The 23,532-nt window shown below is 68.2% G+C and carries 27 protein-coding genes and 2 pseudogenes; 19 read left to right on the top strand and 10 right to left on the bottom strand.

The features are described from left to right. Positions 1 to 3: 3 nt before the first annotated feature. A pseudogene (locus tag SSP08S_RS64560) lies at positions 4 to 1,100 on the bottom strand (IS630 family transposase). Between the two features lie 1,155 nt (positions 1,101 to 2,255). Here SSP08S_RS64560 and SSP08S_RS26605 point away from each other — a divergent pair. Together SSP08S_RS26605 and SSP08S_RS63605 are read left to right on the top strand one after the other, a co-directional pair. Further along, positions 2,256 to 2,630 carry a roadblock/LC7 domain-containing protein gene (locus tag SSP08S_RS26605; RefSeq protein WP_019070683.1) on the top strand — a complete coding sequence of 125 codons (375 nt, stop codon included), beginning with the start codon at positions 2,256 to 2,258 and terminating at the stop codon, positions 2,628 to 2,630. 159 nt (positions 2,631 to 2,789) lie between these two features. Further along, a pseudogene (locus SSP08S_RS63605) lies at positions 2,790 to 3,176 on the top strand (ArsR/SmtB family transcription factor); the annotation flags it as partial. Positions 3,177 to 3,207: 31 nt separating this feature from the next. Here SSP08S_RS63605 and SSP08S_RS61890 read toward each other — a convergent pair. Together SSP08S_RS61890 and SSP08S_RS26590 are read right to left on the bottom strand one after the other, a co-directional pair. Beyond that, complete coding sequence (locus SSP08S_RS61890) at positions 3,208 to 3,378, bottom strand: DUF6126 family protein (RefSeq protein WP_019070681.1); 171 nt, start codon at positions 3,376 to 3,378, stop codon at positions 3,208 to 3,210. A gap of 56 nt (positions 3,379 to 3,434) precedes the next feature. Next, positions 3,435 to 3,803 (bottom strand): ATP-binding protein, encoded by a 369-nt coding sequence (locus tag SSP08S_RS26590; protein ID WP_019070680.1) that lies wholly within the window; start codon positions 3,801 to 3,803, stop codon positions 3,435 to 3,437. 137 nt (positions 3,804 to 3,940) lie between these two features. Between SSP08S_RS26590 and SSP08S_RS61885 the strand changes: the two genes are divergently transcribed. Continuing rightward, positions 3,941 to 4,099: a hypothetical protein gene (locus tag SSP08S_RS61885; protein ID WP_158697214.1), complete on the top strand. Its 159-nt coding sequence runs from the start codon at positions 3,941 to 3,943 to the stop codon at positions 4,097 to 4,099. Positions 4,100 to 4,222: 123 nt separating this feature from the next. Here SSP08S_RS61885 and SSP08S_RS26580 read toward each other — a convergent pair whose 3' ends face one another. From SSP08S_RS26580 to SSP08S_RS26565, 4 genes are all read right to left on the bottom strand, one after another. Beyond that, complete coding sequence (locus SSP08S_RS26580) at positions 4,223 to 4,747, bottom strand: universal stress protein (RefSeq protein ID WP_019070678.1); 525 nt, start codon at positions 4,745 to 4,747, stop codon at positions 4,223 to 4,225. Between the two features lie 110 nt (positions 4,748 to 4,857). Then, positions 4,858 to 5,274, bottom strand: a complete 417-nt coding sequence (locus SSP08S_RS26575) for a CBS domain-containing protein (protein ID WP_019070677.1) — start codon at positions 5,272 to 5,274, stop codon at positions 4,858 to 4,860. 31 nt (positions 5,275 to 5,305) lie between these two features. Beyond that, positions 5,306 to 5,671: an ArsR/SmtB family transcription factor gene (locus SSP08S_RS26570; protein WP_019070676.1), complete on the bottom strand. Its 366-nt coding sequence runs from the start codon at positions 5,669 to 5,671 to the stop codon at positions 5,306 to 5,308. Then, a complete protein-coding gene (locus tag SSP08S_RS26565; RefSeq protein ID WP_043259716.1) occupies positions 5,668 to 5,994 on the bottom strand; it encodes a hypothetical protein in 327 nt (108 codons plus the stop codon). The genes SSP08S_RS26570 and SSP08S_RS26565 overlap by 4 nt, the downstream gene beginning before the upstream one ends. 537 nt (positions 5,995 to 6,531) lie before the next feature. Here SSP08S_RS26565 and SSP08S_RS26560 point away from each other — a divergent pair. The 10 genes from SSP08S_RS26560 to SSP08S_RS58275 all read left to right on the top strand — a co-directional run bounded on the left by SSP08S_RS26560 (position 6,532) and on the right by SSP08S_RS58275 (position 15,380). Next, a complete protein-coding gene (locus SSP08S_RS26560; RefSeq protein WP_019070674.1) occupies positions 6,532 to 7,161 on the top strand; it encodes an NUDIX domain-containing protein in 630 nt (209 codons plus the stop codon). Positions 7,162 to 7,199: 38 nt separating this feature from the next. After that, on the top strand, positions 7,200 to 7,757 hold the full coding sequence (locus SSP08S_RS26555) for an NUDIX domain-containing protein (RefSeq protein WP_026178846.1): 558 nt from the start codon (positions 7,200 to 7,202) through the stop codon (positions 7,755 to 7,757). Positions 7,758 to 7,800: 43 nt separating this feature from the next. Then, entirely contained in the window at positions 7,801 to 8,781 is a 981-nt protein-coding gene (locus SSP08S_RS26550; RefSeq protein WP_019070672.1) for an endonuclease/exonuclease/phosphatase family protein, read from the top strand. 8 nt (positions 8,782 to 8,789) lie between these two features. Beyond that, complete coding sequence (locus SSP08S_RS26545; RefSeq protein ID WP_019070671.1) at positions 8,790 to 9,461, top strand: hypothetical protein; 672 nt, start codon at positions 8,790 to 8,792, stop codon at positions 9,459 to 9,461. A 153-nt stretch (positions 9,462 to 9,614) separates the two neighbouring features. After that, positions 9,615 to 10,109 (top strand): DUF6624 domain-containing protein, encoded by a 495-nt coding sequence (locus SSP08S_RS26540; RefSeq protein ID WP_019070670.1) that lies wholly within the window; start codon positions 9,615 to 9,617, stop codon positions 10,107 to 10,109. Positions 10,110 to 10,549: 440 nt separating this feature from the next. Then, positions 10,550 to 11,194, top strand: coding sequence for a 2'-5' RNA ligase family protein (locus SSP08S_RS26535; protein ID WP_019070669.1), 645 nt, complete (start codon positions 10,550 to 10,552; stop codon positions 11,192 to 11,194). Positions 11,195 to 11,217: 23 nt separating this feature from the next. Further along, positions 11,218 to 12,183 (top strand): HAD family hydrolase, encoded by a 966-nt coding sequence (locus SSP08S_RS58285; RefSeq protein WP_158697213.1) that lies wholly within the window; start codon positions 11,218 to 11,220, stop codon positions 12,181 to 12,183. A 239-nt stretch (positions 12,184 to 12,422) separates the two neighbouring features. Further along, positions 12,423 to 13,355 carry a restriction endonuclease gene (locus SSP08S_RS58280; RefSeq protein WP_019070666.1) on the top strand — a complete coding sequence of 311 codons (933 nt, stop codon included), beginning with the start codon at positions 12,423 to 12,425 and terminating at the stop codon, positions 13,353 to 13,355. Between the two features lie 217 nt (positions 13,356 to 13,572). Beyond that, positions 13,573 to 14,220 (top strand): hypothetical protein, encoded by a 648-nt coding sequence (locus SSP08S_RS26515; protein ID WP_158697212.1) that lies wholly within the window; start codon positions 13,573 to 13,575, stop codon positions 14,218 to 14,220. Between the two features lie 281 nt (positions 14,221 to 14,501). Continuing rightward, positions 14,502 to 15,380: a 6-carboxytetrahydropterin synthase gene (locus SSP08S_RS58275; protein WP_019070664.1), complete on the top strand. Its 879-nt coding sequence runs from the start codon at positions 14,502 to 14,504 to the stop codon at positions 15,378 to 15,380. Between the two features lie 114 nt (positions 15,381 to 15,494). Here the strand turns inward: SSP08S_RS58275 and SSP08S_RS26505 are convergent, their stop codons facing one another. Continuing rightward, positions 15,495 to 16,325 carry a hypothetical protein gene (locus SSP08S_RS26505; RefSeq protein ID WP_019070663.1) on the bottom strand — a complete coding sequence of 277 codons (831 nt, stop codon included), beginning with the start codon at positions 16,323 to 16,325 and terminating at the stop codon, positions 15,495 to 15,497. A 586-nt stretch (positions 16,326 to 16,911) separates the two neighbouring features. Between SSP08S_RS26505 and SSP08S_RS26500 the strand changes: the two genes are divergently transcribed. The 4 genes from SSP08S_RS26500 to SSP08S_RS26485 all read left to right on the top strand — a co-directional run bounded on the left by SSP08S_RS26500 (position 16,912) and on the right by SSP08S_RS26485 (position 19,964). After that, positions 16,912 to 17,355, top strand: a complete 444-nt coding sequence (locus SSP08S_RS26500; RefSeq protein WP_019070662.1) for a hypothetical protein — start codon at positions 16,912 to 16,914, stop codon at positions 17,353 to 17,355. Further along, on the top strand, positions 17,352 to 17,768 hold the full coding sequence (locus SSP08S_RS26495) for a hypothetical protein (RefSeq protein WP_019070661.1): 417 nt from the start codon (positions 17,352 to 17,354) through the stop codon (positions 17,766 to 17,768). The genes SSP08S_RS26500 and SSP08S_RS26495 overlap by 4 nt, the downstream gene beginning before the upstream one ends. A 198-nt stretch (positions 17,769 to 17,966) precedes the next feature. Further along, positions 17,967 to 18,614, top strand: a complete 648-nt coding sequence (locus SSP08S_RS26490) for a hypothetical protein (RefSeq protein WP_019070660.1) — start codon at positions 17,967 to 17,969, stop codon at positions 18,612 to 18,614. A 465-nt stretch (positions 18,615 to 19,079) separates the two neighbouring features. Beyond that, on the top strand, positions 19,080 to 19,964 hold the full coding sequence (locus tag SSP08S_RS26485; protein ID WP_158697211.1) for a hypothetical protein: 885 nt from the start codon (positions 19,080 to 19,082) through the stop codon (positions 19,962 to 19,964). A 226-nt stretch (positions 19,965 to 20,190) separates the two neighbouring features. Here SSP08S_RS26485 and SSP08S_RS26480 read toward each other — a convergent pair whose 3' ends face one another. Next, positions 20,191 to 20,784 (bottom strand): hypothetical protein, encoded by a 594-nt coding sequence (locus SSP08S_RS26480; protein WP_019070658.1) that lies wholly within the window; start codon positions 20,782 to 20,784, stop codon positions 20,191 to 20,193. 333 nt (positions 20,785 to 21,117) lie between these two features. Here SSP08S_RS26480 and SSP08S_RS26475 point away from each other — a divergent pair, with 333 nt between their 5' ends. Continuing rightward, positions 21,118 to 22,011: a hypothetical protein gene (locus tag SSP08S_RS26475; RefSeq protein ID WP_019070657.1), complete on the top strand. Its 894-nt coding sequence runs from the start codon at positions 21,118 to 21,120 to the stop codon at positions 22,009 to 22,011. Positions 22,012 to 22,219: 208 nt separating this feature from the next. Here the strand turns inward: SSP08S_RS26475 and SSP08S_RS26470 are convergent, their stop codons facing one another. Further along, complete coding sequence (locus SSP08S_RS26470; protein WP_019070656.1) at positions 22,220 to 22,426, bottom strand: hypothetical protein; 207 nt, start codon at positions 22,424 to 22,426, stop codon at positions 22,220 to 22,222. Positions 22,427 to 22,522: 96 nt separating this feature from the next. On the opposite strand from SSP08S_RS26470, the gene SSP08S_RS26465 reads away from it, so the two are divergent. Continuing rightward, positions 22,523 to 23,341 (top strand): NUDIX domain-containing protein, encoded by an 819-nt coding sequence (locus SSP08S_RS26465; protein WP_043259706.1) that lies wholly within the window; start codon positions 22,523 to 22,525, stop codon positions 23,339 to 23,341. Positions 23,342 to 23,532: the final 191 nt, after the last annotated feature.

Here is a 23,532-nt window from a genome sequence, read left to right as displayed (position 1 = left end):
GGTTCAGGCGACGCTCGCCTTGTCGACGAGCGTGCGTAGGGTCCGGTCGTGGGCATGACGGTTCCGCCAGATTATGTAACGGCGGATCATGCTGCCCTGCTCCTTGTGGTCGGCGTGGTCGGCGTGGTCGGTGCCGTCGAGGGTGAAGTAGCGCAGGGCGGTGAACTGGGCCTCGATCCGGTTGAGCCAGGAGGAGTTCGTCGGGGTGTAGGCGATCTCGACGTTGTTCGCCGCCGTCCAGGTCCCGACCCGCTGGCACCTCTTCGTGGTCAGGTGCGGTGAGAAGTTGTCGCAGACGATCGCGATACGGACGTCGGGCGGGTAGAGGGTTCGCAGGTAGCGGCAGAACTCCAGGAACTGTGTGCGCTTCTTGACCGGCTTGATGTGGCCGTAGAGCTTGTTCTTGGCCAGGTCCAGGGCGAACAGGTGCCGGACTCCGCCGTAGCGGTTGTAGATCGCCCGCCGAGCTCGGCCCGCTGCTTCCCGGGGTGCGGCATCAGGTTGAGCGGGTCGAACTCGTCCATGCAGAAGATGACTTCAGGCTCGCCGGCCTCGGGTATGACCTCGCCGTCCGCAACCGCGTAGAGGTGCTCCACGCGGGCCTTCTTGGCCGCGTAGTCCGGGTCGCGGGAGGTCTTCCAAGTCTTCAGGCGTTGAAACGAGACGCCTTCCTCGCGGAGCAGGATGCGCAGGCCCTCGTGGCTGATGTCGTCGACCACCCCCTCAGCAACCAGGAAGTCCGCCAGCTTGGTCAGACTCCAGGTCGAAAAGGGCAGGTCGTGCTCGGTCGGCTTGGACTTCGCGATCTTCTTGATCTCGCGCCGCTCGGGCAGCGTGAAGGTCTTCGGACGGCCGCCGGAGTATTTCGGATACAGCGAGTCGAAGCCGTCGTTACTGAAGTTGTGGATCACATCCCGGACCCGGTCCGCGCTGGTGAAGGTGACCTCAGCGATCTTCGCCACCGGCATGCCCTGGGCGGACAGCAGCACCATCTGGGCACGCCGCCAGGTCACCACCGAACCGGTTCCCCGACGAATGATCCGAAGCAGCCGTCTGCCTTCGTCATCGTCGAGATCGCGCACACGTACTCGTTCTGCCACCCGGACAGAGTGACGGCCACGCGCCGCCCGACACAGCATCGGGACGGCGCGTCACATCGCAACAGGGCAAACATTGCCTATACGGCGCTATCATGCTCAGCCACACCGACCGATCGCCGGGGATGCGTACAGGACAGCGCGGCAGTCGCTACACGGGGAGATACCGTGAGCGAATCTCCCTTTGCCGCAGCGTTTCTGACGCTCCGACGGCTGAGCAGTCCGCAGTGTGTCGACGGTTGCCGGAACTGGGAGGGCGACGGTACCCGGGTCGGCCCGAACTGCCCCGGCTGGGCCCTGGCGCAGCCTCTTACGGGCTCACTGCCCTCGTCACCGTCGACGCCGTACGCGCCCTGACGGGCATCGGCCCGCCCGCCGCCGGCACGCTCGCCCGCAGGAACGGGTCCGGCCCGCCGCTACGGGGGGAAGTGACGGGCCAGATGACCGCCACGGTCTCATACCCGCCGTCTCCCGCGTGCCACATCCGGCTGAATTCGCCTCCGCACCGCGACAGTTGCCTCTCCGGCTGCGCGGCGCGGTGCCTCAGCCGAGTCCGCTGAGCGCAGTGGTCCAGTCGGTGACGATCGCATTCTGCGCGGCGGCGAGGGTGACTGTGCCCTTGCAGACCGCGGTGTGCAGTTTCGTCTCCACCGGATCCTTCGCGCTGGGGTTCGTGTCCGAGCCCCGGGCATACCGTGCACCTGCATCTCCGCGCAGGGAGCGAAGAGTCTCTCCTTGGACCACCAACGCACCACCAGGTGCCAGGAACTCTGGTCACCAGCTCAAGATCACGTACAACGCAGGGCGAATGGGACGGGACGGGGGTGAGGCCGTCGACCGAGCCCGCCGCCCGTAGCAGCTGGCTGCGCCGGCGTCGTGCACGCGCTCGATCGGTCATTGGAGCCGGAGCCGCCCAGTGCCTCTACCGGACCGCCACATGAATCGATGATCCGTTCGTCGACGGCGGCATCGGGGTTGCCGGGAGCGCCATTCGCCGAGCACGAGCGGTCGCAGGCATCGCATCATCCGCCCTTTTCGGGGCTCCCTCGGCCAGTACAGGAACAACGGGGCTGCCGGGCCACGGCACTACGTAAGGTCCGGGGCACCGGCGAGGAGGGCCACGCCCGAGTCTCGCAGCGACAAGGAGGAGATGCCTGCATGAGCAATGTGGAGATCTGTCTGAAGGACATCATGACGTCGATCGAGGGCGCTTTGGGAACTGCTCTGGTCGACTTCACCAGCGGTATGGCGCTGGGCACTCTGGGGGGTGGCAAGGACCTCGACCTGACTGTTGCGGCGGCGGGCAACACGGACGTGATCCGATCCGAGCTCCGCACCATGGAACATCTCGGACTCAAGGGTGAGATCGAGGACATCCTGATCACACTCGTCAGTCACTATCACATCCTCCGGCCGCTCAAGGGCCGCAGTGGCAACGGCTTGTTCCTCTACCTTGTGCTCGACAGGAAGAAATCGAACCTCGCCATGGCCCGCCACCAGCTCAGGACTGTCGAGGGCCAACTGGACGTGTAGAAAGCCGCGTGCTCCGCAGCCTCGCACGCCCACGACTTGAAGACTTCTTCAATTGGTCACATCTGCACCAGGTCAATTCCATGGGCATGCGGGGCCGGATGCACGAGGATCGGTCGGCATGACTGTCTGCGGTGGCACGTCCAGGGCCAACGGGCCCGGATGCAGCCCGCCGCATGCGGCAGGGAGAGATTTACCCCGCAGGTCCTTCTCTGCCAGGCCAAGGCCAAGTTCTTCCGGATGCTCGGACACCCGGTACGCGTCCGGGTCCTGGAACCGCTGCAGAACGACCCCATCCCCGTACGCGACCTGCTCGGCGAGATCGAGGTCGAACCGTCCGGCCTCTCCCAGCAACCGGCCGTTCTGCGCCGCTCGGGGATCGGGGTGCCCATCCGGGAGGGCTCTGCCGTCAGCTACGCCCTGGCCGGCGGCGATGTGGCCGAGCTCCTGGGCGCGGCGCGCCGGATCTTGTTCGAACTGATCACTGGCCAGAGCGAGTTGCCCGCCGAACTCCAGCAGGCAGACCCTCAGCCGGCCCTCGCCCCGGGGGAACCAGTCCACGATCCTGAGTCCTCGGGCGCTACTTGTGCTGACCGAGGTAGAAGAGCAGCATCACCCACGCGGCGACGATGTGCGTTCCGAAGATGTACAGGCCCGCCCGGATCATGACCCCGCGCTGGATCCGGCTGTCCCGGTCTGTGGCCCTGGCCTTCTTCTTGCCCTTCGGCCGCTTGGCCGTCTCGTCACTCACGTGCCGTTTCCCTTCACCCTGCAATCTCCTCGGACTTCCTGCGACGGAACCGATTGCTACGACGGCATGCGGAAGCGGACCAGGACGACCTTGCCGTCGCGGTTGACGGCCGGCTTCGCGCCGATGCCGCCCCCGTGGGCGGCGGCCAGCTCCGCCACCAACTGCAGTCCCGCACCCAGCTCGCCGGGCCCCAGAGCGGGAAGCCGGGGTTCATCGTCCGCGACGCCGACGACGAGGTGCCCCGCTCCTACCGTGAGTTCCACGTCGGCGATGGGGCAGCGCGGCGCGTGCCGCCCCACGTTCGCGACCAGTTCGCTGACCACGAGCAGCACCGCGTCGGCGAATGCGGAATCCGCCATGACGCCGACCTCGGCGAGGCCCTTTGCCACTGCCTCACGGGCCCGTGTCACCGCCTCCGGCGCCATCTCCACCGACACGCAGTACCGTGCCACCGGCGGCGGCACGGCGCTGACAGCCGCCGCGGGCCGGACCCGTCGGCACGGCCTGAACCGGTCGCGGCCCGTCACCGCGCCGCCTCCGCAGCGCGCAACCCGTCCCGCAAGTGGACGGGCAGCAATGCCGGCATCCTGCTCACTTCCCGCTCTCCCCGGTGTTCGGCCACCGGCCGCTGCGCATCCGCTCGGCGTCGACCGGCTCGCCCTGCGAGCACGAGCGGATCCGGGACCTCGCTCTCATGACCCTCTACTTCCTCAGCGCCTAGTAATTTCGGCAACTGCCTAATTGAAGAATTCTTCAAGTGTACGCGGGGTGAGGATCCTGGCGGGGGCCTGCCCGCTCGGGGGTGACGCCACCGTCCGCCGGAAGCGGACTGACGTGTCCGTCGCTACGGGATGATGATCACGGGATGCCGGGGCTGCCGGGCCAGGCGGCTGCCGACGCGGCCGAACAGCCGGGCGGCGACGCTGCGGCTCGCGCCGACGACGATGGCGTCCGCCGCATACCGCCTGCCGATCTCTTCGAGCCCGCGCCGGATGTCGCCGCGGGTGTGGACGGCGACCCAGGGCACCTGTGTGAGCTGCCCGGAACGGAGCAGGGCGTCGGTCAGGCGCTCGCTGCTGTCATCGGGGAGGTCGAGGAGAGCCATGGGATCGCCGCCCTCCCACCAGCCGGGGCTGGGCAGCCGGTGGGTCACGTGGACAATCACCAGACCGCGGCCGGCTCGGCGCGCCATGCCGCTGGCGTAGGCAAGGGTGTGCTCGTCGGAGGGGGATCCGCTGTATCCCACGATGATGGCGTGCCGGAAGGGATCGTGCCGCAGCGGAAGCGCCGCCCCGGGGGCGGGTGCCGCGCCGGGCAGGGGCGGACGCCGCTCGCCGCTGTGGCGTCTGCGCGGTAGCCACTGGCTCATGGTGGGTCATTCCTGGTGTGAGAGAGGGAAAGGCTCGGGTGGACCGCAGGACGCCGCGATCATGCGGACCGCAGGGAAGGGACGAGGCCCAGCCGCCGGTCGGCACACCGTCAGGGCCGCTCGGCCGTGCCGCCTGCCGATGCCGCGAGAACCGTCTCCAGCCCCGTGGCGGTGACGATGCCCAGGGCGAAGCCGTCGTCGTCGACGACGGGCAGGGCCGCCAGCGAGCGCTCCCGCATGTCGGCGGCCACGTCCACGGCCGCCATGCCGGGACGTGCGAACGGGCTGTGGTCGGGCGCGATGTCACGTACGCGGGTGTTCTCGGCGTACCAGGGCTTCGCTCCGGGAACGGCGAGCTGCTCGCGGGTGACGAGGCCGGCGCACCGCCCGGTGTCGTCACGGATGAGGACGAACTCCGTGTGGGATCCGCGGAGCACGTCGAGGGCCCTGTCGATACTGGTGTGATCGCTGACCTGGACTTCCGGCGCGAGCATCGCGTCGGCGGTGGTGGGCGTAGGGGAAGGCATCGTCGGCTCCAAGAGCAGGAGGGCCGCAGCGTCAGGCCGGGCGTGGGTGAGGTGGGAGGTCAGCGGCCGGCGCCGCCTGGAGATCTGCGAGGAGCCCGGCCCGGCCCGCCAGGACACCGCCGAGGATGCCGTGGGCCGCGGCCAGCAGGCCGGCCACCTCGGGGGTGGTGAGGCGGTAGTAGACGGTGGTCCCTTCCCTGCGCGCGACGACCAGATTCGCGCGGCGCAGGATGGCCAGTTGCTGGGAGAGATGGGCGGCTTCGACGCCGGCCTCGGGAAGCATCTCGCCCACGGCGTACTCGCGCAGGCTGAGCAGTTCCAGCACGCAGACGCGCACCGGGTGGCCGAGGGTTTTGAAGAAGCCGGCCTTGAGCTGGTACGGCGGCGGTGTGCTCACGCTCTGGCCAGGTAGGCCAGGGCGGAACGGAGGTCGGAGGAGATCCGGATGAGCCCGCTCGTGTCTCCGCTCAGCAGCGGCGCGGGGCGGTCGAGCAGTCCGCACACGGCCAGCGGGCTCCGTGCGGCGCGCACCACGGCGGCCTCACCCTCCTCGCTCCAGCCGAGCAGGCCGGACAGGTCGAGCACCAGCGTGCCGTTCGAGCGGGAGCGGACCCAGTCCACAGCTCCCTCGAAGCGGTGCGTGTCCTGACGGCCCAGGAAACCGAACAGGTGCAGCACGCCCACGCCGTCATGCTCCGTGAAGTCCCAGCGCACGCTCACCACCACCCCAGTCGCTGCCGGAAACGCAACAGACCGGTCCGAGCCGGCTTGCGGCTGGTGCCGGACACGTACTGACCGAGCCGGGAACTCTCGCATCGCGAACACCGTCCCTGGCCGTCCAGTGCGGAGGGCCGGCACAGCAGTCCGCACGCCGAGCAGAGCAGGACGGGAGCACTCCTGCCGCGAATCGGTGTGACGCGCATCGCGCCTCCTAGGTAATCCATGAATTGCCAATCTTAGCAACTGGTAACGTACGCAGCTAGTGGCTGCTCCTCCCAGGGTCGGCGCGGGAGGAGCAGCCCATGCCCCTGAAGTACCGGTGGACAGCCGCGACCTCACCTGACGCAGCCCTCCCGTGGAGTGGGTGCGCCAGCAGGTACGGGGGCTATGAATGAGTGAAGGACGCGAGTCAGCGTTGCGCCGATTGGCGGCGGAAATATGCCAGGCGCGCGCCGGGGCGGAAGCCGCAGGGCACGCGTTGTTCGGAGGTCCGTGACGGCGCGGCGTACACGGTCGCATAGCGGTAGTTCGGAGAAGGTGCTGGCCCCATCCCTGTGGGAGGACCTGTTCGTCGAGCAGGGCCTCGTCGTGGACCAGATCGACGTCCTCACCGCCCCGGACGAAGACAACCCTGTCGCCTGCTCGCTCTTCCAGGTCCGACGCCGTGCCCGGGTGACCAGCCGGCCCCGCACCAGCCGGCCCCCAGAACCCAACGGGGCGTTGGGAGTCGGGGCCATCCTCTACGGCCCGAAGGGCCTGCTTCTCGGCCTTCACCGCCGGGGCACGCGCGAACTTCCGGGCGGCAAATTCGACTTGGGCGAGTCGATGAAAGGGGCCGTCGTCCGCGAACTCGCGGAGGAGACGGGCTGCACGGCCCGCGAGGAAGACGTGGTCCTCCTCGGGACGCTGGTGGACGAGGTAGGTGGCGTTGTGCGACTCACGGTGGCCGCGGTCGTCACCTCATGGGACGGCGAACCCACCGACCAGGAGGGCGAGGGCGTCGGGGACTGGCGGTGGTATCCGCTCGACCGACTGCCTGATGGGCTGTTCACCCCCAGCGCCCAATGCCTCACGGCATGGCGCCCCAGCCTCCCCATCGATCACACGCCCGCCGAGTTCACGCCGTTCGCCGCCTCCCAGGGTCTGACGACGATCGAGCTTCAGTGATGCGCTGCACCCGCCCGCCCCGCACGATCGGAGAACGCATGGAATCCCCCCGCGACGCTGCCGACTCAGCCGGCACCGCGATGACGGTCGCCGCGTACGGTGCCTCCCGGGCGACGCTCTGGACCGGCGTGTCCGTGCTCATCACCGACGCAGCAGGCCGCATCCTGCTCCAGCGCGTCACCTACCGCACTACACGGCTCCTGCCCGGCGGCGGCGTGGACACCACGGAGGCCCCCACCGAGGCCGCTGCCCGCGAGGTCCTGGAGGAACTCGGCGTCCACCTGGCCGTCAGCCGGACACTGGCGGTGGACTGGGTCCCGTCCACCGCACCCGGCTTCGATCCCGCCACACGCTTCCCCGGCGAGATCATCTATGTCTTCGACGGCGGTACCTGGGACAGCGATCAGATCGCCGCGATCCGCCCGCGCCAAGGCGAGATCGAAGGCGTCGACTTCATCGACCCCGCCGACCTCCCCGCCCTGATGGCGCCCGGGAACTCCCGCCGCGCCCTGGCCGCTCTCCACGCCCGCGCCACCGTCGGCGCGGTGGTGCTGGAAGACGGCTACCCGATCACGCCGCCAGCACCTGCCTCCTGACCGTCTGCCCGTGTCAACTCGCCGTCTGTGAAAGGACTTCGCGTTGCTGAAGATAGGCAACTACAACGCTTACAAACTCAGCCTCGACGCCCGCGGCACCGACGCCTGGAACGCACGCGTCGCTGCGGTCTGCGAGCTTGCCCCCGACATTCTCGGCTTCCAGGAAGGCGTGGTCGACGAGGACGCCACGCCCCACGATCAGTGGGACGCCCAGGCCGCCGAGACGATCTCCGCGTTCGCCACGGACTGCCGTCTGACCGCCGCTGTCGCGGCCACCCCCGGACGACCGCACGGGGTCGCGATGGCCGCCAACGCGCACCGCGCCTGGTACACAGCCGTGTTGTGGAACCCCGACACCATGACCCCCGTACCCGGCAGCTACCGGCCTCTGGGATCACCTGATTTCTGGCACGGGCTGACCACCATCGACTTCGACATCGGCGCTGCCGAACCCCTCACCGTCTTCAGCTACCACGGGGATCCGTTCCGCCCGAACTGGCGCGCGGAGGAGTCCCTGCGGATCAAGGGCCTCCTGCGCATCACCGGAGGCGTCCGGCCCGCTCTCGTCATCGGTGACTTCAACGCCCTGTCCGCCGCCCTGAGGCGACGCCGGTGGTGGCAGTTGCGCCGGAAATACTACGACCCCGAGCCGTACCTGAAGCAGCGTCACGACGATCTCGAATACCAAGTCCCACCCAGTCAAATCGGCAAGTGGTACCGCAGACAACTGGCGGACAGACGGCAGACCAAGAACCTGCTGCGCAGGGGTTACATGGTGGACGTGGCGGCCCATCTCGGCGCTCCGTGGCAGGCGACGGTGGGGCACTGGGAGGACGGCCAGGGTGACCCCGACCCCTGGGGCCGGCGCCGGATTGACCTGATCCTTGCCAGCCGCCCCGTCGCCCCGGCCGTAACCGGGTACGGCGTCCTGAACAGCGAGACCGCGCTCAAGGGATCCGACCACCGGATCATCTGGAGCACCCTCGATCCCTCGCTGATCACTGCGCCGGAGGCCCGCCGGTGAGACGGTTCATGAACGAGCAGCGGCTGTGGGTCCCCGAAGGCTCACCCGAGGAAGGCCGGGTCCGACCCCACGTGCTCTGGCTGCCGCACGACCAGCCCGACGTGCTCGCCTACCTCGCCCGTGTCCGCCGGATCCTGACGCCGTACGCGGACATCATCACCCCGGTCGCCGAGCACGACGCGCACATGACCATCGAAAAGCTGGAGCCGCACGATGACGACGGGCAGCGCGTCGATACGGCACGCCTGCTGCGCGCTGCGCCGATCATCCGGCAACGCCTCGCGGGGCGGGTGCCGTTCGGGATCGAGATCGGTCCGCCGCGATCCTCCGCGTCCGCCGCCGTCATGGATGTCTGGCCGGAGACCGAACTGCACGAGTTCTACCTGAGCGTGCGCGCCGGGTGCAGCGACGCCGGCCTCGCGATGGCGCCTGCCGCCGCATGGTTTTGGGGTCATGTCTCCGGCGGGTACGGGCTGGAGGACACCAACACGCCGGAGATGGCGGGCCGTTCGGACCGGCTCGCCTCCGAGCTGGGCCGGGGCCTACGCCCGGGCAGCCGCGTGTCGGCGACCGTCTCCTCGCTGTGGCTCGTATTGGAGAGACAGGATCCCGAGTCCAACACCTACACGTTCCGCCGGGTGTGCGAGATCGGCCTCGGCCGCACTGAACGAGCCTCGTAGCGGAGCCCGCCGAGCGAAGTTACGGGCCTGAAGTCCAGCCCACCGCATGACCTGCGTCGTCCACCGGCCTCGCGCGCTCCCGGCGACTCGTGCAGGTCGGTATCTCGCGTCTCTTGCCTGGCCAAGGACCCGAACTAGGAGAATCCGTTCACCATGGACCACGACCTCGCTGCCGAACTCCACCGTCGCGCCGAAGAAGACCAAGCCGCACGCCGTCTCGCGGCCACGACTCATGACGGACGCGACATGTGCCGGATTGACGCCGACAACACCGCCTGGCTCCAGCAGGTCATCGCCGAACACGGCTGGCCAGGCGTGGAGTTGGTCGGCGGGAAGGGAGCCGATGAGGCATGGCTGCTTGCCCAGCACGCCGATCTCGCTCCCGCTTTCCAGCGCCAGGCCCTCGAACTCCTAGAGGTCGCGGTCGCGGCCGGAGATGCCCCTCCACGCCACCTGGCCTACCTCACCGACCGGGTTCTGGTCGCGGCCGGCGAACCCCAGGTGTACGGAACGCAGTACACCGACGACGGAGACGGCTCGAACCTGTGCCTGCAACCTGTTGCCGACCCTGGCCGGCTCGACGAGCGCCGCGCCGCGATGGGGCTGGAGCCAGCTGCGGAGTACGACCAACGCATGCGCGGCCACTGACCGCCCCCATCGACCTCAAGGGGCAAGGTCGCGAGACGGAATACCGGGCCAACTGAACGAGACAGCACGGGAATACGCAGGTCGCCACGACGGAACGGGACATTCCAATTGCGGAACGGTGCGTTCCCTGCCGAAGCCTCCGGTCTCTGCCAGTGCTCCTTTCGGATCGTGCGGTTGACTGTCTGCTGGCGAGCGGACTGTGGGTGAAGGAGATTCGTCAGGCAAGGACGCCGCTGCGTGCGGCGAGTCCGCGCAGTTCCATCGACGTGGGACCGGAGACCAGCAGACTGGAGATGAGTGACTTGGTCGCCGGGCGGGCGTGGGTCTCTTGGGGAGCACACTGCTCGGCGGCAAGCAGCGTGCGGACACAGTCCGTGCGGCGGGGCCAACTTCCCTTTCCAGCAGCGGACTTCGAGGTCAGATGGGTACGTTGAGTCGTTATGAAGCCGTTCACCTTCCAGCAGGGCAAAGACCGCTGGAATGCGGAGAGCACGACGTCCCTGCTGCACGCGTACGTCGCCGTTGACCTTGAACGCCAACCGGAGCTCTCCGAACTCATCCGGGGTGTCCGTGAGGCAACCAGGGACGACCCGCTCACCCACGTCGGCGACGAGTGGTTCCACATCACGCTCTACCAACTGAGCCAAAAGCCCGCCTCCGAGATCCCGGAAGACGAGCGGCAGGCCCTCGTCACCGCGCTGACCGACCAGATGAAGGCCATCGCCCCCTTCACCATCACGGTCGGCAGCCCTCTCCCTTACACTTCGGGGCTGATTTTTGATCTCGGCCCGGACGAACCGCTCCACAAACTACGGGCCGCCACCACACGCGCTTTCGAACTCGTGCGTGGACCCGAGGCCACCACGTACGACACCGGCGTGCTCCACCTCACCGAGTCGTATGCCACCGCCGAGGTCAGCCTGGATCACTTCCACCAGATCCACCGGCGCGTCCGGCGCGTCCGCCCCAGCCACGCACCCCTGCGGATCGAATCCATCGAACTCGTCGACGTCACCGCCAACGCAACGGAGAAGACCATCACCTGGGAGAGCCTCGCTTCGCTTCCGCTGGCCGGCCGCCCGTGACCCTCGCAAGCCAAGCCGAGGCGATGATCCTCGTTGACCGGGCGAGGTCAGACGCAGGACACGCCCTCGTACGCAGCCTGTTCCACGCGAACGAAGCCGATGCTGCGGGCAGGCAGCGGCTCGACGCCGAACGGGAGGCCGCCGCTGCGGACATGGCGGTACTGGAGCACTCGCCGGCCGAGGCCGATGTGGCGCGGGTCACCGCGCGCTACGCGTATGTCCACGCGCAGGCGGCCCGCGAGGTAACGACGGAGCCGACCTCCGCCCCGGCGGGTCCCGTTCCTACCCAGGCTGTGCTGCTGGACTGGGCAGGAACGGTGGCACACCTGGAAAGCACTGAGGAATGGCTCTCCGGCGCCCTGGAGGAGGCCGGGATCTCGCCTCCGGTACAAGAACGCCACGCCTGGGTGCGCCGCGCGGAGGCCGCGGGCCTGCCAGGCGGTCGCCGGCCCGCAGACCTCTCCGCGCACGACCTCGCGGCGTGGTGGCGGCGGGATCTGGACCCGAAAGCCCACCAGGGCGTGTACTACCGCCTCCTGGACGAGGCCGGGCTGCCCTGGCCGGATGCCGCCGGGGCGCTGTACCGCAGGTCGATGAGCGCCGACGGATGGCGGATCGACCCGGCCGCGCTCCGGGCGATGGTGAGGCTGCACAGGGCCGGGGTGCGGCTGACGGTGGTCAGCAACATCGGCTGGGACCTCCGGCCGGTCCTGCACCGGCACGACCTGCTGCGCTGGATCTCGGACTGCGTGATGTCCTACGACGTCGCCGCGAGGAAGCCTGGCCGGGTCATTTTCACCATGGCCTGCGAGCGGCTGGGGGTAGAGCCTCGCCACGCGCTGATGGTGGGCGACAATCCGGAAGCCGACCGGGGCGGCGAGGCGCTGGGGATCCGCACGATCATCCTGCCCCCGACGCCGAGCGGAGATGACCGCTGGCAGCCGGTGCTCGCCGCCGCTCTGGGGCCCAATGCCGCAGCCGGACGCTGACGGCGTCCCTGACACAACAAGGACATCCGCCCAACCGGTGCGGGTGGCCCGGTGCAACGGGGAGAGGAGTACGAGGTGATCAATGTGCCGACTGGTTCGCCTTGGACGACCTAGTCGAATTGCGGACCTTCGAACAGGTCCGCTCCCTGGCCCGCTTCGCCCTGCTCAACTACCCCCTCGCCTCCCAGCGCGCCGCGCAGTAGGCGCCTCACCCCACTTCGAGCCGGAGGACCGATCGCGTGGACCTGCGCCGGGAGCTGGACGAGCTCGATGCTCTACGGGATGGCCTCACTCCTCAGGACCGCGGACGCAGGTTCGAGAAGTGGCTGGTCAAGCTGCTGTCCCGGGACAACCTCGCGCCCCGCGCGTCCTTCCGGCCAGGGGGCGAGGAGGTGGACGGGTCCTTCCGGTACGGGGGCCGCTACTACCTCCTGGAGGCCAAGTGGTGGGCGACGGACTCCACGGTGCCTGCGTCAGCGCTCTACCAGTTCAAGGGGAAGGTGGACGGCAAACTCGTCGGCACCATCGGCGTGTTCGTCTCCATGTCCGGTTACAGCAGCGAGGCCGTCGACGCGCTGCGCGTCGGCAAGGATCTCAACGTCATCCTGTTCGACAGAAGCGACGTGGAGTACGCCGCTAACCTGTCCTTCGCCGAAGTACTCGAATTCAAGCTCCGGGAGGCGGCCGAAACCGGCGAAGTCTTCGTCCCCTACAAGGCCGCGGTCGCCCCGCCGCCCACCGTGCCGAAGCCGCCGCTGACCATCGTCGTGGAGGGCCAGTCGGACACGGTCATCATCGGCGGCGTCGCCAAGGCACTGCGCGACAGAGGTGACACCGTGCGCAGCTTGAACTTCATCGAGGCAAACGGTATCGAGGGTCTCGCACGGGTTGCGGCAGCCGCGGCTCAGGTGAACCCCGGAACGGTCCTCGTCGTCGCCGACTCCGACGGAGTGCGGACCACCATTCCGAGGGCCGAGCAGCTCGACGGCCACGACCACGAGATCATCATCGTGGTCCCCCGGATCGAGAAGTGGCTGGGCTTGGCCGCTCCTTCCCACGCGCCGAGGCTCCCCTGGGCAGAACTCGCTCGGCGCGCGGCGGCGATCAACCTCGATGAGACGGCTGCTCGGGACGAGCAGTTCGCGCGGCTGATCAAGTGGCTTACGTCCTAGGAGCACTGCGATGTCCGGCAGGACCCGCTTGTGCATTCCAGATCTGAGACGGCTCCCGTGACCGGGGGACGGCTCCGTCAGGACGAGGTCGGACTGCGCCCAGCCTTCCGGCCAAGTCCGGCATGCGATGACAGCGGCAGCATGCTGATCTGGTACTAGGTCTGTTATGACGGGCAGACTGTCCCGTGATGCTCGTCCAGGGAGGGTGGCTACGATCGTGACGACGACGCTTGAGGAATGGGTGCGGCACAACCTCGCCGAGCACACCGAGAAGTATGTCGCGGCACACGGGCAGCACCCGCTCGCAGAATGCTTCGAGTGGGCGCGGGCCATTGAACGCTGGCAGCACCAACACCCCGAGCTGCGCGGGGACTTCGGACAGGTCGATCCCGCCGTCGACCGCGGTCTGCTGACGACAGCCATTGCCGAAAACCTCCGCCTGTCCCTGGTGGTCCAATCCAATAGCGTCCTCGGCGATCTCGATCTGGACAGGGCACGATGTGAACTGTGGCGCTGGACCCGCACCGCCACAGAGCACCCGGCGCCGGGATCTGTGCACTGGCCTGCCCCACCGGCGCCGTACGACATTCCGTGGCGGGCGCTCATGCTGGACGTCCCGGCCGACGAGCGGCGCCGTGTGGTCATGTCCGCGACTGCGGCCATGACCGTGCTGGCGGACAGCGTGACCGCACTCCTCCCGACAGTGGTGTTCTACCGTCGGCTCGACGAGGCCGGGATCACGTATACGGCACTCGCGCAGGCTGCGCCGGTGCTGGGCATCACGCATCCGACCGCGGTCAGCAACCCCCGCTTCTGCGCCGGGATAGAGGGATTGACCGTTACCGCGCAAGACCAGCCTCTCTGAGGAAGCCGGACCCGGCCTCCTGGATCGGCCTCTTGCACCGCATCAATGCGCTCCGGGCACTGATCCGCCGCCGGAGTACTCTCCAGTGGCGCCTTTCGTTACTCCTGCGGCCCGCCATCAGCATCGGGAAACCTCCGGTGTCCGGTCACCACGGCGCCAGCTGATCGTCTACCGTCTGGAGCAAGGGAGTTGACGAGCCGTACCCCCCAGATGCCCGCAACACGGCCCCTGCGGCGGCTCGTTCAGGCGAGCTGGCCGACGGGTGCGGGGAGAAGCTGCTGATGATGACATTGACCCGGGAAGCCGACTTCGACGCGGTCCATACCCGGCCGACTCTGCCGTCCTGGCACATGTGCCACCCGCCCCACCAGCACCGGTGGACGGTGCGGCTGGAGATAGTCGCCGCCGACAACCTGACCGCCGACGAGTCGGTCACGGTGCACACCGCGTTCGCCGAGTTCGACGCCTGGATCGACGCGTACCTGCACCTGCACAACCTGAACACGCTGAACGACACGCTGACGCAGGACTGCGGCGCCTGGCAGCTGGGCAAGTGGATCTTCAACACCTGGGCAAGCCGGGTCCCGCATCTCGCCGCGGTGCACGTGCAGGGTCCGACGCGTGACCATCCGTCCGACCGCTACGAGCGGCTGGTCGTCACCTACCGTCCCGAGGACGATCCGTCCTACGGCCGCTTCCGGCTGGACAACGACAACGTCCAGACCGCCGGAGTCGACGTGTCCTGGGAGGAGTCCTGGTCCGGTCCCGACGAGGCCCGGACCGTGGAGATGGTCAAACACGTCACGGTGCGCTTCGCCGAAGGCCATCACCCCTATACCCGCTGGCGTCCGGCCAACATCCTGTCCCAGTACACTGCCCCGGACGACCAGCTGCTGCGCGTGGAACAACTCACCATCGAATACCGCTACGCCGCCGCGCACACCCTCTACGGCACATGGCTCGCCGCAGAGTGGTGGGCCTGCGCCACTCACGCCACGACCGTGCACGCGGACGAGACGGGCCAGGTCATCGAGCCACGCCGCGAGCAGAGCCTGTACACGCTGGGCTCCGAGGACCTTCCCCCGTGGGTGGCCCGGTTGCGGCGGACCCACCTGCCTGCCCCGGACGAGCTGCCGCCGCCCGTGACCGCCCGCTCCTGACCGCAATGTGCCTCGTCGGGCGCGATACCGGGCAGCGGCCCTGCGTCCGGGCGAGTACTCAGCTCGGGGGTGTCCGGGCGGTGACGCCGTCGCCTGTGATCGTCGCTCGGTGGCTCACGCCAGCATGCCAGTGGTAAAGCGGGACAGGTGGCGCGGGTCGGCTCGTTCGTCGTAGGCGCTGCTGGTGACGGGGAAGTTGCCCTCGACGGCCACCGCAGCATCGATGGGCACTCCGGCGTATGCGAGGGCGTTGCGTACGCGCCGGACCTCCAGCCGGTGGTGGGCGGTGGTGTGTCCCTCGGCGCACACGAAGGTGACCGCGGGGCCGTCCACCCGCAGTACCCCGCCCTTGCGCCCGGCGCAGGTGTCGCATGTGACCGGTTGGATGGCGCGGGCAGCGACGATCTGGACGTAGGCGCCGACCAGGACGTTCAGGGTTGTGAGGGAGGGCAGCGGTACCGGCGTCTGCCGGATAGCGGCTTCTTCCAGGGGGCTGATCACGTCGTGCAGCCCGCGCACGGCCGCCCACAGCACCGGGGGGTGTCCCGGTGCGTCGCCCATCGGCTCGCCCGGCGCCTCCAGCCAGCTGCTCAGGCCCCTCCACAGGGTGTCCAACGGGCCGGGACCGTCGCCCCCGCCCAGGACGCCGGCGCTCACTCCCGCCGCCTCGATCCGCCGGCTCAGCCCCTCCGGTTCTCCGCCCTGGGCACGCAGGTTCTCGACCGTGACGGACAGGGGGACGGACTGCGGGTGCTGCTCACACTCGACCGACAGCGTGAGCAGAATGAAGGAGAGTGCCCCGATGTTGCCGGGGCGCTCATCCCAGGTGGGTGCAAGCAGCTGGGCGGCGCGTGCCACAGCGGCCCGCCACACGTCCGGCGCCGCGGCGGGCAGGAGGTAGGCCATCTCGTCGGGCAGCGTCCGTGGAGGCAGGACCACCGTCATGCAGCGACTCCAAGCAGGTCGGAGGAAAGGTCAACGAGGCGCCGGGCTCTGCGGGTTCGCCAACCGGTCGAGGCTACCGCGTGAACCCGCGCCCGTGCCGGGCTCCATGGCCACACTCGTGCCCAGCACGATGTCCTACGACACCGCCTTCCTGACGTTCGGACCAGCGGAAGGCACCTCGACCGCGACAGGGCGAGGCAATCCCTCCCCGCTCGACCGGCCATCTGCGGCGCCCGGGCCGGCAACCACTCGCCCCCCTCACACGATGACGAGCCAACCCGTGCGTCGTTGCTGTGCACGGCTTCCTCTCGTTAAAGCGGCGGATCACCCAGGCACCCGCGGAGAGTTCTGCCGCAACCAGTATCGGATTGCGAGCTAAGCCGTTCAGGCCGAAGTGGGCGCCGTCACCGAGTCGTTGCCGGGACAGAGACGCAGCCGCTTCGCAGGTGGGCGAGATCTTCGGTGGCCGTGGGGACGCGCTCGCCGATAGCGTTCGGTGAGCTGTCGCATCGACTGCGTTCCGGAGAAAGGGAATACGGGTGGGGATCACTTTCATGCCGCTGCTGGGTCATGCGTGGAGGCATCGGTGACGATGTCCCCGGCTCAGTGGTCGGCGATGTTCGACTACCTCGAAGCCGTCCTCGTGAAGGACCCGCAGAAAGCCGCGGCCAGCGCGGAGATCCTGGCCGCGCCAGGCCAGTTCGCCTCCACGATCGCCGCCGCGGCCGACGAGTTGATCCCCGTGCTCTTGAGCCAGGCATTCCAGATCAGCGCGACCATGAGCGAGGCCGAGCGCCACGCGGCCGAGGAGTCAATGGCCGACGACCGCGGAGCGCAGGCGTCGGTGCTGATCCAGATGGCTCTGCGCGCGTGGGCCGCCGACAACCCGACGGACACCGAAGCCCAAGACCTGGGCCTGGTGCTGCTGGGTTGGCTGCAGCTGATGGCCGGAGCGCCTCCCGGCGACCACGAGCAGACCCTGCTGATGCTCGGCTCGGCCCGGCACATCGTCCGGGGAGGAACGCAGTGAACCGCGATGAACTGCTGCAGGCCGTCGACTACCTGGAGGCCGTCGTCCACCAGGACGCGACTCGGCTGGCACGGATCCGGGTGAGCGTGGCGCCGCCGGTCACCCCCGACTTCGTCGCGGCCGGCTTCGCCCTGCACTGGATCGCGTCCGTCGGCGAGATCCCCGACGCCACCCTGTCCGTACTCACCGATCTGCGCCGTCCCGCCCCGATCGCGGGCCCGCTCGACGACCGGCTGATGACGCTGTACGCGCAGACTCTGCTCCACTGGGCCCGTCACCGCGGCGACCGGGACGATGACTCCGTCGCCCGGCAGGTCCTCGGCCTGATCCGTGCCACACGGAACACCGACGACGCCGGAGTTCTTGCCCTGCTCGCCGCGATCCGCAACCTCCCGCAGGCCACGACCTCATAAGCCTCAACCGCAGCCCCCGGGCCAGTCGGGATAGCGGCAACACAACGGCACCGGACACTGGAGGACGCAGCCACCGCGCCGGGCCGTCCCACCCGGTGGAGTCATCGGCGCCCCCAGATCCTGATGGTTGCCTTTCGGAACTCAGGGGCGTCGTGAAACTCTGCTACCAGCTGAGGTACGGACGCGGAGGGAACTACGGTGAATCTTGCGGAGTGCATCGTGATGCCGGGCAGTGTGGACAGCCACGTCATCACCGCAAGTCCCATGCTCCGGGTCCAGGTGAGGGTGAGCGCGCCACGACCGTCGTTCGAGGAGAAGGAGCAGCGGTACGTGCATCTGCTGGCCCCCGCATCGGATCAGTTGTGGGCGTCGAGCGCCTCGGTGGTCGTCGCGGACGCCCGCGACCAGGAAGCCCATCAGGCACAGAGCACCTTCCACGATGCCGTGGCACGCTACGGCTACGGGGCGTTGGTGATCGGCGCCGTCACGACCCCGTGCAGCGCCCTCGTGTGGATCCGCGACAACAGCGGACGGCACCTGGAAGAGCCCACGGGATACGCCGTAGAGATCCGTAGCCACCGGCCAGGGCCTGCGGAGCTGTACCCGTCCGTGCTCTACACGTGGATGCGCTGGTGGACCGCACAGACCCGCGCCAGCCTCCCGCCCGGCGACCGCGCTCCCCTCCAACCGCCCCAGCCGCCCACGGAGTTGACCGCGCTCCTCCCCGGGGCGCAGCGGCACCTCACCGTCCACGACGCCGGCATCGACACCCGAGGGGATTGGGGGCGCACCGTATCGCAGGGTTACTTCGAGCCCTTCGATCCCTGGGACCCCTTGTTCCGCTGATCCGGGCCAGCGAGTTCGTCTCCCCCGCCCATCCACGAAGCCAACCTGTGCCCGGTGCCCAGCGTCTCCGAGTACCCAGGTCGCGTGCGACTTCAACGTTCAGGACGAGAACAGTGTCCTGGCACTCCGGGGTCCGCTGCGACGGTACGCCCAGGTGAGCTGGACCGACCCACATCATGCTGCCTCGGCGTATTCGGTTGCGGACCCGAACCAGGTTCCGCCGGACGCGAGACTCCCGAAGCCCCCGACCGGCCTACCTGGCTCCACCTCACGACCGGCCTGGCCAGCACACACAGCACCGCACACATTCCCAGCCGATGCCCACGTGCATGACCGGTGCGACGGAGCACACTCGTTGGCGGGCTCGCCATAACGATGCGTCGGGCAAGAGCCTCCAGGAGCGGAAGCCCTTCCCCTGACATCTACCCTGTCCAGACAGGTCAACTGCTGTGAAGGGAAACCGTGTTGATCCAGTACCCCGCGTTCCGGACGTGGCAGGCGATGCAAAAGCGGTCAAACAACAGCATCGTGGCACTGGCTATCGGCGCCGGCCTCGCAGAGAAAGAGATGGCCCGGTCCACTCACACAGCGGGCGTAGTACTCGCCGGGGTGGCGCACGCCGAGCGGCTGGACGTGACATCTACAGACGCGCAACAGATCTTCAGGACCGCGACGGAAGACATGGCATTCCTGGCCATACCGCAAGTCGTTGCCCTGCACATCGAGTTGTGCGTCCGCACGGTCATCGAGTGCCAGCGCTTCCCGGGCCTCATCGCACCACACAACAAAGACCCTGAATGGTGGCCTGTGCCAGACCTGGCGAAGACGGTCCGATTCGACGAGCCGGAGACAACAGCGGACCATCTCATGAAGTTCTGCGTCAAGCTGCGGAACACCATCATGCACGGCGCCGGCAAGGTCGACGACCCCCTGGTCAAGGTGTGGAGTCGGCTTCCTCAGCCCGCGAAGACGCGCTGGGAGAATCTGGCCGGGCGGCCGTTCACCTATGCGAAGGTCGGTGCACTGCCGGACCTCCGTTGGCCTGAGGTCATGGCCACGCTTGCGGTGACGAAGGAGTCGGCCGGCGAGATCAACGCACGCATCGGGCAGTTGCTCACACGGGAGCAGTGGGCTCAAGTCATCGCCTACGACTACCGGGATGGTTCGCAGCACGGACGCAGGCGCTTCAACAGCATGACGCCGGGCAGAACGCTGTTGGACGAGAACAACAAACGCCGTCCCGGCCAGGAGCGCGCCCTGCAACGGCTACAAGGGCACGCCACCACGTATTACCGACCGTTGGGGATGACACTGGACGAACTGCGTGCAGGCCGAGCGGCCATTCGTTAGGAGCGGGCGCTCTGCCATTGAGCTACTGGTGGATCGAATGGTCCACGGACCGGGCTCGAACCGGTATCTCCCGCACAGTGACGACTCCGGTGGTGAACCGGCCCATCCCGCAGATGGCCGCCTTCGCGCACACTCTACCGAGGAACGCCGCCAACTCAAGCGCTCATCCGTCAAACCGAGCACTCGATCACAACCAGTCACGCCCAGAACGGCCTTGAGGGAACGGTCAGTACTCCACGTCTCCGCTCACGGCGGCCATCGTGGTGGACCGCACGCCCCCGAGGAAGTTCCATGCCGGTTCCATCGCCGCCCACAGCGAGCGCCGATCCGGCTCGTTCTCCCAGCGGGCGGCGATGTCGTACCGCAGCCGGGCCGCAGCCTCGTCGGCCGACGCACCCGAGTAGCGGACCTGCCGTACGATGTCGTCGCTCGCTGGCTCAGGCAGGGTCGCACCTTCCCAGGCTGCCCGGACGGCCGACGCGTGCTGCACCACCGGCTGCGCACCGCGGACATAGAGGTCGATCAGCTCGGTCATGGGTGACCCGCTGGGCACACGGGAACGCCATACGGGCAAGAACTCCTCCTGCAGCAAAACCACTTGCTCCTCCAGGACGAGGACGTTCTCCGTGTGCAGACGCATCGTCCAGCGCCCCACTCCCCTCTCCCTCGGGAACTTGGGACGTTCCGTCTCCTCCAGACCCCGAAGCAACTGAAAGAACGCTGCCCCGCAGGCTACTTCGGCCGCCACAGGTGCCCACTCGTAGCGGTTGAGCGACCGGGCGATCTCGCTCACCCTGCGCTGGTCCGGGGTCTTGGTCATGGCCGCTACCGTACGAGCGGAAGGAGGCTACTGCCAACGCCGGTACGTGGCGGCCCTGCGCCGTCGCGACTTGCCGGAACCCCTGGGCCGCCCTACTCGTGCGGGGGAGTCACAGGTACGCTCAGCCGACAGCAACACGCTTTCACCGAACGATAGTTGGGGCGAGCCAGCAGGCATCGAGACCGACACGCCACGGCGACCATCCCACCGGTGGCGCAGCAACAGGTGGCCCGCGATAACTATCCGTATCGGTCAAGCTTCGCCAGCAAGCGGTCACAACTCACACGAAGAACGCCCCGTTTTGTGAGCACGTCAGCCCGCTAGGGTGAATGGGTGCTTCTACTGATCGAGCCGTTCTGTGAACTCGCCGACGTCACCGAGGCGTTGAGCTCGTCACTGGCCGAAGGCCGGGACGAGGAGAGCCAGTCCCTGCTCGACGACCTGGACGGGAACAACCGCGTCGCCTCCGTTCTCGTGGTCTGGGCGGATCTCATCTCCCTGGCGTGGCCGTCCGGGGAATCGGCGTTCCAGCACGTCCGCGAGCAGGACCCGCATACGGCGTGGCTGCCGCACGCCACCGCGATGGTGAACGCGTCGGGCGCCGGCGACATGGCAGGTTTGCGCAACGCGTGCGCGCGACTGTTCGCCGAACTCGACGATGCGGAAATGACCGCCCTGTTCTACGGCTTGGCCGTGGGCGTGCGGGGTGTGCTGGATTCGGCGGGCGGCATAGAGTGGCTGCGGGAAAGCGTCGGGCTGCACCGGGCGTGTGCCAACCCCGCGATGTTCAGCGTCCCTTCCCGCGAGCGGATCCTGTCCCCGGCCGGCTGGATCATCGCCGCGGTCGCCGCCGGGCAGTACGAGACCGCCCGTGAACGTACCGCCACGCTCGTCGGCAGTAGCCCCGACGTCTGGGAATGGGTGAGCGCGCTATGGCTCCAGATCGGCTCCGTACTGATGACCGGGGGCGGGCGGATCGTTGAGGTCGAAGCCCTCAGTGGCCTGCCCACGACCATGATGGAACCGGGCACGCCGCACCCGCAGATGCACACGGCCCGCCTGATCCAAACTGGCGTTGACGCCCTGCGCCGCAGAGACGAGCCCGCCCTCAACGGTGTCCTCCGCGACGTCCTCGCGCTGGGCGAAGACGACAAGGCGGTCCTGATCTGGCAGCTGTCCCGCACGATCGGAGCACGGCTCGGGCAGCGGCTGAGCGAGCCCGCCTAGAGCCCCTGTACACGCCACCGTGGGCCTCGGCCGCGGGGCCGCAGGTGCTGACGCCGATCGGCACTCTGGTGAGACAACGTTGCGTACTCGCGACGACCATGGCGCTCCAAGACCGCGGCATTGCCCATGGATGCAGGAGGGAGCCTGATGGGACCGTCCGCGTTGCTTCACCTCATTGCCCGTTGACTGAGTGAGGTGTCGGGCGGGTTCAGGTCGCCTGCTGCACGTCCACGTTCTCCGAATCGAGGTGGTCCAGCAGCCACCGCTGCCACTCGGTAACGGCGCCGGGATCTGTGTTGCTGACTTGCCGGGCAGACTCCCGCTCCTTCACCGCACTCTTCACACCGCCGGCCACCCGCGCCCAGTTGTATGCCTGGACGGCAGCGTACGTACGGCGGCCCTCTGGCTGTGTCATAACTTCCCTTCCTGGACAGCGACTTGGCTCTCACCGTACCCGCGGCGGAAAACCACGACAGATCGGTCAGCCCCGACCAGCCAGTAGAGTCCGAGCATGAACAACGACGGTAGATGGCGCCGGAAGAGCAGCCGACTCCTCTACGCCGGTGGTCCCCGAAACAGCGTCGAGCTGAGAGTTGATCAAGCGCAGCGGCCCGACGACGTCACCGTGGACTATCCGCACGTGGCCGTGCCGGATTCCGTACGAGTCCTTGCCGTGCACCGCGGGCAGGTCGCCATGGTCACCCAGCACCACTACCTGCACGACGCGGAGATCACTGATCTTCCCGGTGGTCTCGTCGAAGACGGCGAGGAACCCGCCGACGCCGCTCTCCGCGAACTGGCCGAAGAAACCGGGCTGCGGGCCACGTGGCTCTATCCGCTGGGCATGGTGGCCACCGCGCGGGCGGTCAGCACCGAGCACGCGCACCTGTTTCTCGCCCACGGTTGTGCGCCGGGCCACATGTCCCTCGACGAAGGTGAGTCGGTACGGACACACTGGTGTTCGTGGCACGAGCTGACCGAGCCCGACTTCATGGCCTTGCAGACGGCACTACCCCGAGCCCTCGGTGACGCGGCGTCGGAGGGTGCTGTGCAACGCACGAATGCCTCACTGAGGGCAATCGGCGTGAGCTTCCCGACGCGTACGGACGATCTCGCGAAGGCCGCGTGGGCGGCTTACACGGTGGCCGCCTTGCGCGATCCCATCGCGGACGACCGGCTCAGCCTGGTGTGGCTCGATCTTGCCGTGGGCCGATACGTACAGGGGGCGGCGATTCTCGACGAACTCGCGTCCGGATACGACGGGGACGATGGCGAGGCGGCCTGGATGCGTGCCGCCGATCAGTTCTTGGCCCTGGCCCGGATACCGTGACTCGGACACGAGCCGGTGCGTCACGTGGAGGCACGCCTGCGCCAGGTGAGCCACGGTTCGACTCCTCGCTATCCGCATGTGCCCCCAAATGCAGAGCGACTTGACGGGCAGGGCGCTGAAATAGGTAAGAGGTGCCGGGAGTTCGGCGCGAGATCCAATGGCCCCTGCAGCCGGGCCCGCAGTGCGCCTCC

It is taken from the genome of Streptomyces hokutonensis (assembly GCF_000376565.1).
In the GTDB taxonomy this organism is placed as follows: Bacteria; Actinomycetota; Actinomycetes; order Streptomycetales; family Streptomycetaceae; genus Streptomyces; species Streptomyces hokutonensis.
The sequence above is the reverse complement of the archived record's forward strand: the minus strand, read 5'-3'. Positions and strand labels throughout refer to the sequence as shown.